The organism is Pseudonocardia sp. CA-142604 (assembly GCF_050948475.1).
GTDB classification, from domain to species: domain Bacteria; phylum Actinomycetota; class Actinomycetes; order Mycobacteriales; family Pseudonocardiaceae; genus Pseudonocardia; species Pseudonocardia alaniniphila.
Map to the genome: position 1 here is coordinate 8925344 of NZ_CP192045.1, position 14304 is coordinate 8939647.

The following is a 14304-nucleotide window of genomic DNA, read 5'->3' on the forward strand; positions in this document are numbered from 1 at the left end:
TCGACCGATTAAGAATGCCCTACCAGCGCCGACGGGGCGAGGGGTAGATCAGTCCAGCGGAAGCGTGAGGACGCGCGGCCCGTCCTCCGTGATCGCGACGGTGTGCTCCCAGTGCACGGCGCGGCTGCCGTCAGCGGTGACCACCGTCCACCCGTCGTCCAGCTCACGGGTCTCCGGGTCGCCCGCCGTGAGCATCGGCTCCACAGCCAGCGCCATTCCCGGCACCAGCCGCGGGCCCTGGCCCGGGTCACCGAAGTTGGGCAGGAACGGGTCCATGTGCATGGACGTGCCGATGCCGTGGCCGCCGTACTCGGCGACGATCCCGTAGTTCACCCCGTCGCGCTTGCCGGCCTCCTCCGACGCCGTCTGCACGGCGTGCGAGATGTCGGAGAGCCGGTCGCCCGGCCGGACCGCGGCGATACCGGCCTGGAGCGCGGCCTCACAGGCCGCCGACAGCGCCCGGTCGGCGTCGGAGACCGCTCCGACCAGGATCGTGACGGCGGCGTCGCCGTGCCAGCCCTCAAGGATCGCCCCGCAGTCCACCGACACGAGGTCACCGTCGGCGAGCACCTGAGAGGCGGACGGGATGCCGTGCACGATCTGCTCGTTCACGGACGCGCAGATCGAGGCCGGGTAACCGTGGTAGCCGAGGAACGAAGGGATCGCACCGGCGTCGCGAATGGTCTGCTCGGCCAGCGCGTCCAGTTCCTTGGTGGTGACCCCCGGACGCGCCAGCTCGATGACGGCAGCGAGCGTGCCCGCAACCAGACCGCCCGCGGCCCGCATCGCATCCAGCTCGTCCGGGCTCTTCAGCTCGATGTCCCTGCCACGCCAGCGAGCCAGCAAACCCCGGACGCCAGTACGTCCCCCGCTCATTGCGAGCCTTTCGTCATTGTGTGCGTAGCGCCTGGGCCACTCGATCGGTGATCTCCTCGACAGAGCCGACGGCGTCGACACTGACGAGCCGATCGCTGTAGTGGTCGAGAAGTGGAGCGGTCTCGCTGCGGTAGACCTGCTGACGACGGCGGATGACGTCCTCGGTGTCGTCGTCGCGGCCCCGGCCCATCAGCCGGCGCACCAGCTCGTCCTCCGGCACCTGGAACTCGACGACCGCGTCGAGGTCCTCGCCTCGCTCGGCGAGCAGTTCGCCGAGCGACCTCGCCTGGCTGCGCGTGCGCGGGAAGCCGTCGAGGATGAAGCCCTTCGCGGCATCGTCGTGGGTGAGGCGCTCGCGAACCATCGCGACGGTGACCTCGTCGGGCACGAGATCGCCGGCATCCATGTACCGCTTCGCCTCACGCCCGAGTTCCGTCTCGTCCTTCAGGTTCGCCCGGAAGAGATCACCCGTGGAGATGTGCGGCACGTCCAGACGCTCCGCGAGTCGCACCGCCTGGGTGCCCTTGCCCGCTCCCGGCGGACCAACCAGAACGAGACGCACTCGACCGACCTCCTGATATCGAACCCCAACACGACAATGCCCGAACAGCCGACGCTAGCGCAGGAAACCGTCGTACCTGCGTTGCATGAGCTGGCTCTCGATCTGTTTGACCGTGTCGAGACCCACGCCGACCATGATCAGTACCGCCGTGCCGCCGAACGGGAAGTTCTGGTTCTGGCCACTACCGGTGATGCCGAGGAAGAAGTTCGGCAGCACGGCGATGATGCCGAGATACAGGGAGCCGGGGAGCGTGATGCGGGAGAGCACGAAGTTCAGGTACTCGGCGGTCGGCCGCCCGGGCCTGATCCCGGGGATGAAGCCGCCGAACTTCTTCATCTCGTCGGCACGTTCCTCAGGGTTGAACGTGATGCCGACGTAGAAGTACGTGAAGAAGATGATGAGCGCGACGTACAGGACGATGTGCACCCAGCTTGACTGATCGACCAGGTAGGTCTGGACGAACTGCTGGAACGGGCCGCCGGAACTTCCGGCGAGCCGCGAGATGAGGTCGGGGAGATAGAGCAGCGACGATCCGAAGATCACCGGGATGACGCCTGCCTGGTTGACCTTGAGCGGCAGGTACGTGGACGTGCCGCCGTACATCCGGCGGCCGACCATGCGCTTCGCGTACTGCACCGGAATGCGGCGCTGGCCCTGCTCGACGAACACGACGCTCGCAATGATCGCGAGACCGAAGATGCAGACGCCGATGAAGATCAGTGCACCGTTGTTGAGGATGTTGGCGCCCTCGGCCGGAATACGGGCCGCGATCGAGGCGAAGATCAGAAGCGACATGCCGTTACCGATGCCGCGCTCGGTGACCTGCTCTCCCAGCCACATGATGACCGCGGTGCCCGCCGTCATCACGATGACGATGACCGAGAGCTGGTAGACGCTTGAGTCGGGGATGACCGGCAGGGAGCAGTTGCCGAAGAGCGCTCCGCGGTCGGCCAGTGCCACGATTCCCGTGGCCTGGAGAATGGCGAGCGCGATCGTCAGGTAGCGGGTGTACTGGGTCAGCTTGTTCTGACCCGACTGCCCTTCCTTCTTCAGCTGCTCGAACCGGGGAATCACGACGGTGAGCAGCTGGATGATGATGCTCGCGGTGATGTACGGCATGATGCCGAGCGCGAAGATCGACAGCTGCAGCAGCGCGCCGCCGGAGAACAGGTTGATCAGCGAGTAGACACCGGAGTTCTCGCTGCCCTCGACCTGCCGGATGCATTCCTGAACGTTGGGGTACGAGACGCCGGGTGACGGGATCGTCGCCCCGAGGCGGTAGACGGCCACGATCCCGAGAGTGAAGAGGATCTTCTTCCGGAGATCCGGCGTGGTCAGTGCCGACCGGAAAGCGCTGAGCACTCGGTGATCCTCCTGTACTGGTGGCCCGCTCCGGCCCGGATCGCCCGGACGGACAGCGCCCGCGAGCGTGGCGCGCACCCGGCCTGTGGCGGCACCGGGCGGAGACGACTGTAACAGCGGCCGTGTCGCCCCCACGGCGCGGACCGGCGCATTGGCGCCGGTCCGCACCGAACGGGCACCGAACTACAGCTCGGTGACGGCTCCGCCAGCAGCCGCGATCTTGTCACGGGCGCTACCGGAGAAGGCGTGCGCGCTCACTGTCAGCGCGACGTCGATGTCCCCATTGCCCAGCACCTTGACCGGCTGGTTGCGCCGGACAGCGCCGGCCGCGGCCAGGTCGTCCGGGCCAACCGTGCCGCCGGAGGGGAACAGCTGGGCGAGGTCGCCCACGTTCACCACCTGGAACTCGACGCGGAAACGGTTCTTGAAACCCTTGAGCTTGGGCAGCCGCATGTGGATCGGCATCTGCCCACCCTCGAAGCCGGCAGGCACGTTCTTGCGGGCCTTGCTGCCCTTGGTGCCGCGACCGGCCGTCTTGCCCTTGCTGCCCTCACCGCGGCCGACACGGGTCTTCGCCGTCTTGGCTCCCGGGGCCGGGCGCAGGTGGTGGATCTTGATCGTGCTCATCAGGAGCCGACCTCCTCGACCGTCACCAGGTGGCGAACGGTGTGGATCATGCCGCGGATCTGCGGGGTGTCGTCCCGCTCGACCGTCTGGCGGATCTTGCGCAGCCCGAGCGACTTCAGCGTGGCACGCTGGTTCGCCTTGGCACCGATGGTGCTACGCACCTGGGTGACCACGAGCTTCGTGCCGCTGGTGGGTGTGCTCTGCGCGGTGGCGTCGGTGGAAGTGGCCATCACGACCTCGCACCCTGCGCCGCAGCGGCGCGCGCCCGGAGCATCTGCGCCGGAGCCACGTCCTCGAGCGGCAGGCCACGACGGGCCGCCACCTCCTCCGGACGCTGGATCTGCTTCAACGCGGCGATCGTGGCGTGCACGACGTTGATCGCGTTGTCGCTGCCCAGCGACTTGGAGAGGACGTCGTGGATGCCGGCGCACTCCAGAACGGCGCGCACCGGACCACCGGCGATGACACCGGTACCGGGGCTGGCCGGGCGCAGCAGCACGACGCCGGCAGCGGCCTCGCCCTGCACACGGTGCACGATCGTGCCGCCGATGCGGGGGACGCGGAAGAAGTTCTTCTTCGCCTCCTCCACGCCCTTGGCGATCGCGGCCGGCACCTCCTTCGCCTTGCCGTAGCCGACGCCCACGAGGCCGTCGCCGTCGCCGACGATCATCAGCGCGGTGAAGCTGAAGCGCCGACCACCCTTGACGACCTTGGCCACACGGTTGATCGTGACCAGTCGCTCGATGTACGGGGTCTTGTCCTGGGCCGCCCCGCCACGGCCTCCGTCCCGGCGGTCCCGGCGGTCGCCGCTGTTGCTGCGCTCGCCACCGGGCCCTCCGCCGTCACGCCGTGCGCGTCCCGGCATCAGACGTTCCCTTCCATCATCTCGATCTTCATCAGAACTCCAGGCCGCCCTCGCGAGCGGCGTCTGCCAGCGCGGCGACCCGGCCGTGGTAGCGGTAGCCACCCCGGTCGAACACCACCGCGGTGACGCCGGCCTCGCGGGCACGGGCGGCCACCAGCTCGCCGACCTTGGCCGCGCGGGCCTTCTTGTCGCCCTCGAGGGCCCTGACGTCGGCCTCCATCGTCGACGCCGAGACCAGCGTGTGGCCGGCCAGGTCGTCGATGAGCTGCACGACCATGTGCCGCGAGCTCCGGTTGACGGCCAGACGCGGACGCTCGGCGCTGCCGCTGACCTTCTTGCGCAGCCGGTCGTGCCGACGGGTGCGCGCGATACGGCGCTTGCTCGACACCTGGGAAGCGGTGCGCTTCCTGGCGTTGGCGGAAATCGTCTCGGCCATGCTCACTTACCCGTCTTTCCGACCTTGCGGCGGATGACCTCGCCGGCGTAGCGCACGCCCTTGCCCTTGTACGGGTCGGGCTTGCGCAGCTTGCGGATGTTGGCGGCGACCTCACCGACCAACTGCTTGTCGATGCCGGAGACCGAGAACCGGGTGGGCGTCTCCACCCGGAACGTGATGCCCTCCGGGGCCTCGATCACGACGGGGTGGCTGAACCCGAGCGCGAACTCCAGCGAGGAGCCCTTGAGCGCCACGCGGTAACCGACGCCGTGGATCTCCAGCTTCTTCTCGTAGCCGTTCGTGACACCGACGACGAGGTTGTTGACGAGCGTGCGGGACAAGCCGTGCATGGCCTTGTTGCGGCGCTCGTCGTCGGGGCGCTTGAGAACGACGGTGCCGGTCTCATCGCGCTCGATGGTGATCGGCTCGATCACGGTGTGCGACAGGGTGCCCTTGGGCCCCTTGACCGTCACCGTGCGGCCGTCGATGGTCACGTCCACCCCGGACGGCACGGTGACGGGCAGCTTCCCGATGCGGGACATGGTGTTACCCCCTCACCAGACGTAGGCGAGGACTTCCCCGCCCACGCCGTTCTTCTTCGCCTGCTGGTCGGTCTGCAGGCCACTCGACGTCGAGATGATCGCGACGCCGAGGCCGCCGAGGACCCGGGGCAGGTTCGTGGACTTGGCGTAGACCCGCAGGCCGGGCTTGGACACCCGGCGCAGGCCCGCGATGCTGCGCTCGCGGTTGCGCCCGTACTTCAGCTCGATGACCAGGGACTTGCCGACCTCGGCGTCCTCGACGCTGTGCGACGCGATGTAACCCTCCTTCTGGAGGATCTCCGCGATCGACACCTTGAGCTTGGAATGCGGCATGACCACGCGGTCGTGGTACGCCGAGTTGGCGTTGCGCAGACGAGTGAGCATGTCTGCGATCGGATCGGTCATCGTCATGTGACGTCGTCACTTTCCCGCCGTGGTTCCCCGATGGGGCCTTCGGCGAATGGAATTACCAGGAGGACTTGCTGACGCCCGGCAGCTCGCCGGCGTGCGCCATGTCGCGCACGCAGATCCGGCACAGGCCGAACTTGCGCAGCACGGCACGCGGCCGCCCGCACTTCTGGCAGCGGGTGTAGCCGCGGACCTTGAACTTCGGCGTGGCCGCCGCCTTGATGATGAGCGCCTTCTTGGCCATCTCACGCCTCCCTAAAGGGGAAGCCGAGCTTGCGCAGCAGCGCCCGGCCTTCCTCGTCGGTCGTGGCTGTAGTGACGACCGTGATGTCCATGCCGCGCGGCCGGTCGATCGAGTCGGGGTCGATCTCGTGGAACATCGACTGCTCGTTGAGACCGAACGTGTAGTTGCCCCGGCCGTCGAACTGGTTCGGCGACAGGCCGCGGAAGTCGCGGATACGGGGCAGCGCGATTGTCAGCAGGCGGTCCAGGAACTCCCACATGCGGTCGCCCCGGAGGGTCACCTTCGCCCCGATGGGCATGCCCTCGCGCAGCTTGAACTGCGCGATCGACTTGGTGGCCCGGCGGACCTGCGGCTTCTGGCCGGTGATGGTGGCCAGGTCGCGGACCGCGCCGTCGATGAGCTTCGCGTCGCGGGCGGCGTCGCCGACACCCATGTTGACGACGACCTTCACCACGCCGGGGATCTGCATGACGTTGGCGAAGGAGAACTCCTCGCGCAGCTCGCCCGCGATCTGCTCCTTGTAGCGCTGCTTGAGCCGCGGAGCCACGCGTTCTGCGGTGGTCATCAGATCTCCTTCCCGGAACGCCGGGAGATCCGGACGCGCTTGCCGTCGTCGGTGGTCTTCTTGCCCACGCGAGTCGGCTTGCCGTCACCGTCGACCAGCATCACGTTGGAGACGTGAATGGCCGCCTCCTGCGTGACGATTCCGCCGGACTGCGCGCCACGCTGGTTCTGGCTGATCCGGGTGTGCTTCTTGATCCGGTTCACACCCTCGACCAGAACGCGGTCGCGCTCGGGGTAGGCCTGGATGACCTTGCCCTTGGCTCCCTTGTCCTTGCCGGCGATCACCTGCACGGTGTCGCCCTTCTTGATCTTCATGGTCAGAGCACCTCCGGGGCGAGGGAGATGATCTTCATGAACCGCTTGTCGCGAAGCTCGCGACCGACCGGGCCGAAGATGCGGGTCCCCCGCGGCTCGCCGTCGGGCTTGATGAGCACGGCGGCGTTCTCGTCGAACCGGATGTAGGACCCGTCCGGCCGGCGCCGCTCCTTGACGGTGCGCACGATGACGGCCTTGACGACGTCACCGCGCTTCACCCCGGCGCCCGGGATGGCGTCCTTCACCGTGGCGACGATCGTGTCGCCGATTCCTGCGTAGCGTCGCGCCGAACCGCCCAGCACCCGGATGCAAAGGATCTCCTTGGCACCGGTGTTGTCGGCGACGCGCAGCCGCGACTCCTGCTGGATCACTTCGCCTTCTCCAGGATCTCCACCAGCCGCCAGCGCTTGGTGGCCGACAGCGGGCGGGTCTCCATCAGCCGGACGCGGTCGCCGACGCCGGCCGTGTTGGCCTCGTCGTGTGCCTTGACCTTGCTCGTCCGGCGGATGACCTTGCCGTACATCGGGTGCTTCACGCGGTCCTCGAGGGAAACCACGATCGTCTTGTCCATCTTGTCGGACACGACCAGGCCCTCACGGACCTTCCGCTCCGCACGCTCCACCGTCTTCGGCGGCGTCTTGGCTGACTCATTCATGCCGCGCCCTCGCCATCCTCGCTCGGGGCGGCAGACAGGCCCAGCTCGCGCTCACGCATGATCGTGTAGATCCGCGCGATGTCGTGCCGGACGGTACGCAGCCGCCGGTTGTTGTCCAGCTGCCCAGTGGCCATCTGGAAGCGGAGGTTGAACAGCTCCTCCTTGGCCTCCCGCACACGCAGCACGAGCTCCTCGTCGGTGAGCTCACGCAGCTCGGCAGCGGTGGTCGTAGCGGCCATCAGATGTCACCACCCTCACGGGTCACGATCCGGCACTTCATCGGCAGCTTGTGGATCGCGCGACGCAGGGCCTCGCGAGCGGTCTGCTCGTTGGGGTAGCTCATCTCGAACAGCACCCGGCCGGGCTTCACGTTGGCCACCCACTTCTCCGGCGAACCCTTACCGGAACCCATGCGGGTTTCGGCAGGCTTCTTGGTGAGCGGGCGGTCCGGGAAGATGTTGATCCAGACCTTGCCACCACGGCGGATGTGCCGGTTGATGGCGATACGAGCGGACTCGATCTGCCGGTTGGTGACGTAGGCCGGCTCGAGAGCCTGGATGCCGAGGTCACCGAACGTCACGTTGGTGCCGCCGGAAGCGGCGCCGGTGCGGTGCGGCCGGTGCTGCTTGCGGTGCTTCACCTTGCGTGGGATCAGCATGGTTCAGCTCTCCCCACCAGTCTGCGGAGCGGTCTGGTCGGCCTCGATGGTGGCGACGCCGCCCTGGTTGCCCGGGGCGTCGGCGCGCTCGGCGGCGGCCCGCCCGGCCTCGGTGCTCGTGCCGGTGGTGCCCGACGCGCCCGAACGGCGACGCTGCGGACGCTCGCGCCGCGGAGCGCGCTCGGCGTTAGGAGCCGCAGCGGGTGCACCCTCACGGCGACCACCCACGACGTCACCCTTGTAGATCCACACCTTGACGCCGATGCGGCCGAACGTGGTGCGGGCCTCGAACAGGCCGTACTCGATGTCGGCGCGCAGCGTGTGCAGCGGAACCCGACCCTCGCGGTAGAACTCCGAGCGCGACATCTCCGCGCCGCCGAGACGACCGGAGCACTGCACCCGGATGCCCTTGACCTGCGGCGAGCGCATGGCCGACTGGATGGCCTTACGCATCGCGCGGCGGAAGGCCACACGGTTGGAGAGCTGCTCGGCCACACCCTGGGCGACGAGCTGGGCGTCCGACTCCGAGTTCTTGACCTCGAGGATGTTGAGCTGGACCTGCTTCTTGGTCAGCTTCTCGAGCTGCCCGCGGATGCGGTCCGCCTCGGCGCCGCGGCGGCCGATGACGATGCCGGGACGCGCGGTGTGGATGTCGACCCGCACGCGGTCACGCGTGCGCTCGATCTCCACCTTGGAGATGCCGGCCCGCTCCATGCCCTTGGACAGCATGCGGCGGATCTCGACGTCCTCCTTGACGTACTCGGCGTACTGCTTGTCGGCGTACCAGCGCGACTTCCAGTCGGTCGTGATGCCGAGCCGGAACCCGTGCGGGTTGATCTTCTGACCCATCAGCGGGTCCTCCCTCTCGCACCGCGTGCGCCACGACCGGCCTTCGCCGGCTGCGACTCGACCTCGACGGTGATGTGGCTCGTGCGCTTGCGGATGCGGTACGCACGCCCCTGGGCGCGCGGCCGGATGCGCTTGAGCGTCGGGCCCTCGTCGGCGTAGGCCGCGGCCACCACGAGGGTGTCGCGGTCCAGGTCGAGGTTGTTCTCTGCGTTGGCCGCAGCGCTCGCGACGACCTTGAACAGCGGCTCGGCGGCGGCCTGCGGCGAGAACCGCAGGATGTCGAGAGCCTCTTGCACCGACCGGTCCTTGATCAGCGCGACGACGCGCCGCACCTTGGTCGGCGACATGTGCACGTACCGCGCTACCGCGCGCGCCCGAACCGGCTCGAGCGCGGCGGCAGGGCTCTGGCTGTCAGCCATGATTTCCTTTCACCCTTCCCTAGTCGCTACTCGAGCCGCTCAGCGCCTGCGCGCCTTGCGGTCGTCCTTGATGTGGCCTCGGAAGGTGCGCGTGGGCGCGAACTCCCCGAGCTTGTGGCCGACCATCGAGTCCGACACGAAGACCGGCACGTGCTTGCGGCCGTCGTGCACCGCAATCGTGTGGCCGATCATGTCGGGGATGATCGTGGACCGCCGGGACCAGGTCCGGATGACGGTCTTCTTGCCCGACTCGTTGAGCGCGTCCACCTTCTTGAGCAGGTGGTCGTCCACGAACGGGCCCTTCTTCAGGCTGCGCGGCATTGGTTACCTCCCTGCTCAGCGCTTCTTGCCGGTGCGACGGCGACGGACGATCAGTGCATCACTGGCCTTGCGGTGACGGGTGCGGCCCTCGGGCTTGCCCGCCGGGTTGACCGGGTGGCGACCACCCGAGGTCTTACCCTCACCACCACCGTGCGGGTGGTCGACCGGGTTCATGGCGACACCGCGGACGGTGGGGCGCTTGCCCTTCCACCGCATGCGGCCTGCCTTGCCCCAGTTGATGTTGGAGTGCTCGGCGTTGCCCACCTCGCCGACGGTGGCGCGGCAGCGCACGTCGACGTTGCGGATCTCGCCGGACGGCATGCGCAGCTGCGCGTAGGGGCCGTCCTTCGCGACGAGCTGCACACCCGAACCGGCCGAGCGGGCGATCTTCGCGCCGCCGCCGGGGCGGAGCTCGATCGCGTGCACCACGGTGCCGGTGGGGATGTTGCGCAGCGGCAGGTTGTTGCCGACCTTGATGTCGGCCCGAGGACCGGCCTCCACCTTGTCGCCCTGCTTCAGCCGCGCCGGCGCGATGATGTAGCGCTTCTCGCCGTCGGCGTAGTGCAGCAGCGCGATCCGGCTGGTGCGGTTCGGGTCGTACTCGATGTGCGCGACCGTGGCCGGCACACCGTCCTTGTCGTTGCGCCGGAAGTCGATCACCCGGTACGCGCGCTTGTGCCCGCCGCCCTGGTGCCGGGTGGTGACCCGCCCGTGCACGTTGCGGCCGCCCTTGCTGTGCAGCGGACGGACCAGCGACTTCTCCGGCTCCGACCGCGTGATCTCAGCGAAGTCGGAGACGCTGGACCCACGGCGGCCGGGGGTCGTCGGCTTGTACTTGCGGATGCCCATCGGTCAGCCCCTCAGCTCGCCCGGCCACCGAAGACGTCGATCGCACGGCTCTCCTCGGAGAGCGTCACGATCGCGCGCTTCGTGTCCTTGCGCTTGCCGTATCCGGTGCGGGAGCGCTTGCGCTTGCCCGGGCGGTTCAGCGTGTTGACGCTGAGCACCTTGACCCCGAACACCTTCTCCACGGCGATCTTGATCTGCGTCTTGTTCGCGTCCGGTCGGACGATGAAGGTGTACTGGCGCTCGTCGAGCAGCCCGTAGCTCTTCTCCGAGACCACCGGCGCGAGCAGGATGTCGCGCGGGTCGGGGATCACTGGTCAGCCTCCTCTTCGCTGTCCGCCGCGGTCTCCTTGCGCTGCGACGACGGCTGCCGGAACCCCGCTGCCTCGGCCGCCTCCGCGGAGGCGAACCAGACCTCAGCCTGCGTGCGGGCGTAGAACGAGCTGCCCGGCACGTGGTAGAGCTTCGCCTCGGCGTCGCCCTTGACCGGGAAACCCTCCGGCTGCGAGCCGTCGGCCAGCGGAGCGTGGCTCTGCGGGCCGAACGAGGCCTCGCCTGCGCCCCGCGCGGCGGACGCCCTGGTGGGCACCGCGATCGGACCGGACAGGAAGGCGTCGAGCGCCTCCTGCGTGAACACCACGACGTCGTTGACGAGCACGTCGTAGGTGTTCAGCTGGTCGGGCGCGATCACGTGCGCCGTGGGGAGGTTGCGCAGGCTCAGCCACGTCACCTCGTCGTCGCGACCGACGACCACCAGCGCGCGGATGTCGGCGCCGCCTGCCACGGTGGTGAGCGCGGTGCGCGCCGCCTTCGTGGACGGGGTGTCGCCCGTGACCAGCGAGGTGACGACGTGCACCAGGCCGGCCCTGGCCCGGTCGGAGAGGGCGCCACGCAGAGCGGCGGCCTTCATCTTCTTCGGGGTCTTCTGCGTGTAGTCACGCGGCGTGGGCCCGTGGACGACGCCACCACCCGCGAACTGCGGAGCGCGCGTGGAGCCCTGGCGGGCGCGGCCGGTGCCCTTCTGGCGGTACGGCTTCTTGCCACCGCCGCGGACCTCGCCACGGGTCTTCGTGTCGTGAGTGCCCTGCCGCGCAGCCGCGAGCTGGCCGACAACGACCTGATGCATCAGCGGCACGTTCGCGCTGACGTCGAAGACGTGCGCAGGGAGCTCGACGGTGCCGTCGGCCGTGCCCTCGGGCGTGCGGATCTCGACGCTGGTCATTACTTCGCACCACCCTTCGCGGCCGACTTGACCACGACGAGGCCACCGCGAGGGCCGGGAACCGCGCCCTTGATCAGCAGCAGGCCGTTGTCGGAGTCGACACGGTGCACGGTGAGGTTCTGCGTGGTGATGCGCGCGTTGCCCATCCGACCGGCCATCCGCACACCCTTGAAGACCCGGCCCGGGGTGGCACACCCGCCGATGGAGCCCGGCGAGCGGTGCTTGCGCTGGGTGCCGTGGCTGGCGCCGAGGCCCTTGAAGCCGTGGCGCTTCATGACACCCGCGGTGCCCTTGCCCTTGCTGGTGCCCACGACATCGACCACGGCGCCGGCGTCGAACACCGAAGCGGTGATCTCCTGGCCGACCGTGTACTCGCTTGCGTCGGACGTGCGCAGCTCGACCAGGTGCCGGCGCGGCGTGGCGCCCGCCTTGCTGAAGTGGCCGGTGCGCGGCTTGTTCACCTTGCGCGGGTCGATCGCCCCGTAGGCGAGCTGGACGGCGGTGTAGCCGTCGTTCTCGGAGGTGCGGACCTGCGTCACCACGTTCGGGCCCGCCTGGACCACGGTGACCGGGACCACCCGGTTGTTCTCGTCGAAGACCTGGGTCATCCCGAGCTTGGTGCCCAGGATCCCGGTGATCTGCCTCTCGGTCATCTTCTCGGTCAGCCCTACTGGATGTTGACGTCGACGCTCGCCGGCAGGTCGATGCGCATGAGCGCGTCGACCGTCTTGGGCGTCGGGTCGAGGATGTCGATCAGCCGCTTGTGGGTGCGCATCTCGAAGTGCTCGCGCGAGTCCTTGTACTTGTGCGGCGAACGGATGACGCAGTAGATGTTCTTCTCCGTCGGCAGCGGCACCGGCCCGACGACCCGCGCACCCGTGCGCGTGACCGTCTCCACGATCTTGCGCGCGGAGGCGTCGATGGCCTCGTGGTCATAGGCCTTCAGCCTGATGCGGATCTTTTGTCCCGCCATGGTCGTCGGTCGTCCTCTTCTTCCTGCCGCTCATGTACGCGTGCTCCGGGTGGCGCACACGTGGAGGAGCCCTGCCCTCCATCGGTTGGTCTCACTCCGCATGGCTCCGGTCCACGAGGTCGGGCGTGTCGCGCCCTACTCACAGACCGGTTCCCGGATCACCCGCGTCCCCCTGGGGGTCGCTGTGCTCGAGGGTCGGCGTCCAAACCTGGTGCGCGCGGACTTCTACATCTGCGCGCACCAGGCCCTACGCACAACCCGTCAAGGATGCCACACGTCAGCGTGGCGCCCTCGACCGGGGGTACTACCTACTTGTTGATCTTCGTGACCTGACCGGCGCCAACGGTGCGGCCGCCCTCGCGGATGGCGAGCTGCAGGCCCTCCTCCATGGCGATCGGCTGGATCAGCGAGACGCTGATCGAGGTGTTGTCGCCCGGCATGACCATCTCGGTGCCGCTGGGCAGGGTCACGACGCCCGTCACGTCCGTGGTGCGGAAGTAGAACTGCGGACGGTAGTTGTTGAAGAACGGCGTGTGACGGCCGCCCTCGTCCTTGGACAGGATGTAGACCTGCGCCTCGAACTCCGTGTGCGGGGTGATCGAGTTCGGCTTGACGACGACCTGGCCGCGCTCGACGTCCTCGCGCTTGATACCGCGGAGGAGCAGACCCACGTTCTCACCCGCGCGACCCTCGTCGAGGATCTTGCGGAACATCTCGACACCGGTGACGGTGGTCTTGGTCGACTTCTCGCGGATGCCGACGATCTCGACCTCCTCGTTCACCTTCACGATGCCGCGCTCGATACGGCCGGTGACCACGGTGCCGCGACCGGTGATCGTGAAGACGTCCTCGACGGGCATGAGGAACGGCTTCTCGGTGTCGCGCTCCGGCTCCGGGATCGACTCGTCGACCGCGTCCATGAGCTCGAGCAGCTTGGCGCCCCACTCGGCGTCGCCCTCGAGCGCCTTGAGCGCCGAGACACGCACGATCGGGAGGTCGTCGCCCGGGTACTCCTGCGACGACAGCAGCTCGCGGACCTCCAGCTCGACGAGCTCGAGGATCTCCTCGTCGTCGACCATGTCGGCCTTGTTCAGCGCCACGACGATGTAGGGCACCCCGACCTGACGGGCGAGCAGCACGTGCTCACGCGTCTGCGGCATGGGGCCGTCGGTGGCGGCGACCACCAGGATGGCGCCGTCCATCTGCGCCGCACCGGTGATCATGTTCTTGATGTAGTCGGCGTGCCCGGGGCAGTCGACGTGCGCGTAGTGGCGCTTCTCCGTCTGGTACTCGACGTGCGCGATCGAGATGGTGATACCGCGCTGACGCTCCTCGGGAGCCTTGTCGATCTGGTCGAACGCCGAAGCCTCGTTGAGGTTCGGGTACTTGTCGTGCAAAACCTTGGTGATTGCCGCCGTCAGCGTGGTCTTGCCGTGGTCGATGTGACCGATGGTGCCGATGTTGACGTGCGGCTTGGTCCGCTCGAACTTCGCCTTCGCCACTGGGGGATCCTCCTGGACTGGTGTACGTGTCCGCCGTGCTGACGGCAGGTCGTCTGTG

General features: G+C 68.3%; 25 protein-coding genes. All 25 read right to left on the reverse strand.

Translation table 11 applies throughout. From position 1 onward, the window contains the following. Window positions 1-48: 48 nt before the first annotated feature. The 25 genes from map to tuf all read right to left on the reverse strand — a co-directional run bounded on the left by map (window position 49) and on the right by tuf (window position 14246). Window positions 49-876 carry a type I methionyl aminopeptidase gene (gene map / locus ACQPZQ_RS40540; RefSeq protein ID WP_241037464.1) on the reverse strand — a complete coding sequence of 276 codons (828 nt, stop codon included), beginning with the start codon at window positions 874-876 and terminating at the stop codon, window positions 49-51. 13 nt (window positions 877-889) lie between these two features. Beyond that, entirely contained in the window at window positions 890-1438 is a 549-nt protein-coding gene (locus ACQPZQ_RS40545; RefSeq protein ID WP_433289789.1) for an adenylate kinase, read from the reverse strand. Between the two features lie 54 nt (window positions 1439-1492). Further along, window positions 1493-2800: a preprotein translocase subunit SecY gene (gene secY / locus ACQPZQ_RS40550; RefSeq protein WP_241037462.1), complete on the reverse strand. Its 1308-nt coding sequence runs from the start codon at window positions 2798-2800 to the stop codon at window positions 1493-1495. A gap of 183 nt (window positions 2801-2983) precedes the next feature. Then, on the reverse strand, window positions 2984-3427 hold the full coding sequence (gene rplO, locus ACQPZQ_RS40555) for a 50S ribosomal protein L15 (protein ID WP_241037461.1): 444 nt from the start codon (window positions 3425-3427) through the stop codon (window positions 2984-2986). Further along, window positions 3427-3657, reverse strand: coding sequence for a 50S ribosomal protein L30 (gene rpmD, locus ACQPZQ_RS40560; RefSeq protein WP_344723063.1), 231 nt, complete (start codon window positions 3655-3657; stop codon window positions 3427-3429). Before rpmD ends, rplO begins: the two co-directional genes overlap by 1 nt. Continuing rightward, window positions 3657-4292: a 30S ribosomal protein S5 gene (rpsE, locus tag ACQPZQ_RS40565; RefSeq protein WP_241037459.1), complete on the reverse strand. Its 636-nt coding sequence runs from the start codon at window positions 4290-4292 to the stop codon at window positions 3657-3659. The genes rpmD and rpsE overlap by 1 nt, the downstream gene beginning before the upstream one ends. A gap of 31 nt (window positions 4293-4323) precedes the next feature. After that, window positions 4324-4728, reverse strand: coding sequence for a 50S ribosomal protein L18 (rplR, locus tag ACQPZQ_RS40570; protein WP_344723064.1), 405 nt, complete (start codon window positions 4726-4728; stop codon window positions 4324-4326). Window positions 4729-4730: 2 nt separating this feature from the next. Next, window positions 4731-5270, reverse strand: a complete 540-nt coding sequence (rplF, locus tag ACQPZQ_RS40575) for a 50S ribosomal protein L6 (protein ID WP_241037457.1) — start codon at window positions 5268-5270, stop codon at window positions 4731-4733. A 12-nt stretch (window positions 5271-5282) separates the two neighbouring features. Beyond that, on the reverse strand, window positions 5283-5681 hold the full coding sequence (gene rpsH / locus ACQPZQ_RS40580) for a 30S ribosomal protein S8 (RefSeq protein WP_241037455.1): 399 nt from the start codon (window positions 5679-5681) through the stop codon (window positions 5283-5285). 55 nt (window positions 5682-5736) lie between these two features. Further along, window positions 5737-5922, reverse strand: a complete 186-nt coding sequence (locus ACQPZQ_RS40585) for a type Z 30S ribosomal protein S14 (protein WP_241037454.1) — start codon at window positions 5920-5922, stop codon at window positions 5737-5739. A gap of 1 nt (window position 5923) precedes the next feature. Then, entirely contained in the window at window positions 5924-6487 is a 564-nt protein-coding gene (gene rplE / locus ACQPZQ_RS40590) for a 50S ribosomal protein L5 (protein WP_344723068.1), read from the reverse strand. Beyond that, entirely contained in the window at window positions 6487-6801 is a 315-nt protein-coding gene (gene rplX / locus ACQPZQ_RS40595; protein WP_241037451.1) for a 50S ribosomal protein L24, read from the reverse strand. Before rplX ends, rplE begins: the two co-directional genes overlap by 1 nt. Window positions 6802-6803: 2 nt before the next feature. Beyond that, window positions 6804-7172, reverse strand: a complete 369-nt coding sequence (gene rplN / locus ACQPZQ_RS40600; protein ID WP_241037450.1) for a 50S ribosomal protein L14 — start codon at window positions 7170-7172, stop codon at window positions 6804-6806. Continuing rightward, window positions 7169-7456 carry a 30S ribosomal protein S17 gene (rpsQ, locus tag ACQPZQ_RS40605; RefSeq protein WP_433289791.1) on the reverse strand — a complete coding sequence of 96 codons (288 nt, stop codon included), beginning with the start codon at window positions 7454-7456 and terminating at the stop codon, window positions 7169-7171. The genes rplN and rpsQ overlap by 4 nt, the downstream gene beginning before the upstream one ends. Beyond that, window positions 7453-7695 carry a 50S ribosomal protein L29 gene (gene rpmC, locus ACQPZQ_RS40610; protein ID WP_241037448.1) on the reverse strand — a complete coding sequence of 81 codons (243 nt, stop codon included), beginning with the start codon at window positions 7693-7695 and terminating at the stop codon, window positions 7453-7455. Before rpmC ends, rpsQ begins: the two co-directional genes overlap by 4 nt. Then, window positions 7695-8114, reverse strand: a complete 420-nt coding sequence (gene rplP / locus ACQPZQ_RS40615) for a 50S ribosomal protein L16 (protein ID WP_241037447.1) — start codon at window positions 8112-8114, stop codon at window positions 7695-7697. Before rplP ends, rpmC begins: the two co-directional genes overlap by 1 nt. Window positions 8115-8117: 3 nt before the next feature. Continuing rightward, window positions 8118-8963: a 30S ribosomal protein S3 gene (gene rpsC, locus ACQPZQ_RS40620; RefSeq protein WP_433289792.1), complete on the reverse strand. Its 846-nt coding sequence runs from the start codon at window positions 8961-8963 to the stop codon at window positions 8118-8120. Continuing rightward, the gene (rplV, locus tag ACQPZQ_RS40625; protein WP_241037444.1) at window positions 8963-9382 is read right to left on the reverse strand and encodes a 50S ribosomal protein L22; all 420 of its coding nucleotides are present in this window, start codon (window positions 9380-9382) and stop codon (window positions 8963-8965) included. Before rplV ends, rpsC begins: the two co-directional genes overlap by 1 nt. A 39-nt stretch (window positions 9383-9421) precedes the next feature. Beyond that, window positions 9422-9703: a 30S ribosomal protein S19 gene (rpsS, locus tag ACQPZQ_RS40630; protein WP_020622935.1), complete on the reverse strand. Its 282-nt coding sequence runs from the start codon at window positions 9701-9703 to the stop codon at window positions 9422-9424. 15 nt (window positions 9704-9718) lie between these two features. After that, complete coding sequence (rplB, locus tag ACQPZQ_RS40635) at window positions 9719-10552, reverse strand: 50S ribosomal protein L2 (RefSeq protein ID WP_344723073.1); 834 nt, start codon at window positions 10550-10552, stop codon at window positions 9719-9721. A gap of 11 nt (window positions 10553-10563) precedes the next feature. Beyond that, window positions 10564-10863, reverse strand: a complete 300-nt coding sequence (gene rplW, locus ACQPZQ_RS40640) for a 50S ribosomal protein L23 (RefSeq protein ID WP_241037441.1) — start codon at window positions 10861-10863, stop codon at window positions 10564-10566. Then, entirely contained in the window at window positions 10860-11771 is a 912-nt protein-coding gene (gene rplD, locus ACQPZQ_RS40645) for a 50S ribosomal protein L4 sunset domain variant (RefSeq protein WP_433289793.1), read from the reverse strand. The genes rplW and rplD overlap by 4 nt, the downstream gene beginning before the upstream one ends. Next, entirely contained in the window at window positions 11771-12424 is a 654-nt protein-coding gene (rplC, locus tag ACQPZQ_RS40650; RefSeq protein WP_433289794.1) for a 50S ribosomal protein L3, read from the reverse strand. The genes rplD and rplC overlap by 1 nt, the downstream gene beginning before the upstream one ends. Window positions 12425-12438: 14 nt before the next feature. Next, complete coding sequence (gene rpsJ / locus ACQPZQ_RS40655; protein WP_040804197.1) at window positions 12439-12744, reverse strand: 30S ribosomal protein S10; 306 nt, start codon at window positions 12742-12744, stop codon at window positions 12439-12441. A gap of 308 nt (window positions 12745-13052) precedes the next feature. Next, window positions 13053-14246 carry an elongation factor Tu gene (tuf, locus tag ACQPZQ_RS40660; RefSeq protein WP_241037437.1) on the reverse strand — a complete coding sequence of 398 codons (1194 nt, stop codon included), beginning with the start codon at window positions 14244-14246 and terminating at the stop codon, window positions 13053-13055. Between the last annotated feature and the right edge of the window lie 58 nt (window positions 14247-14304).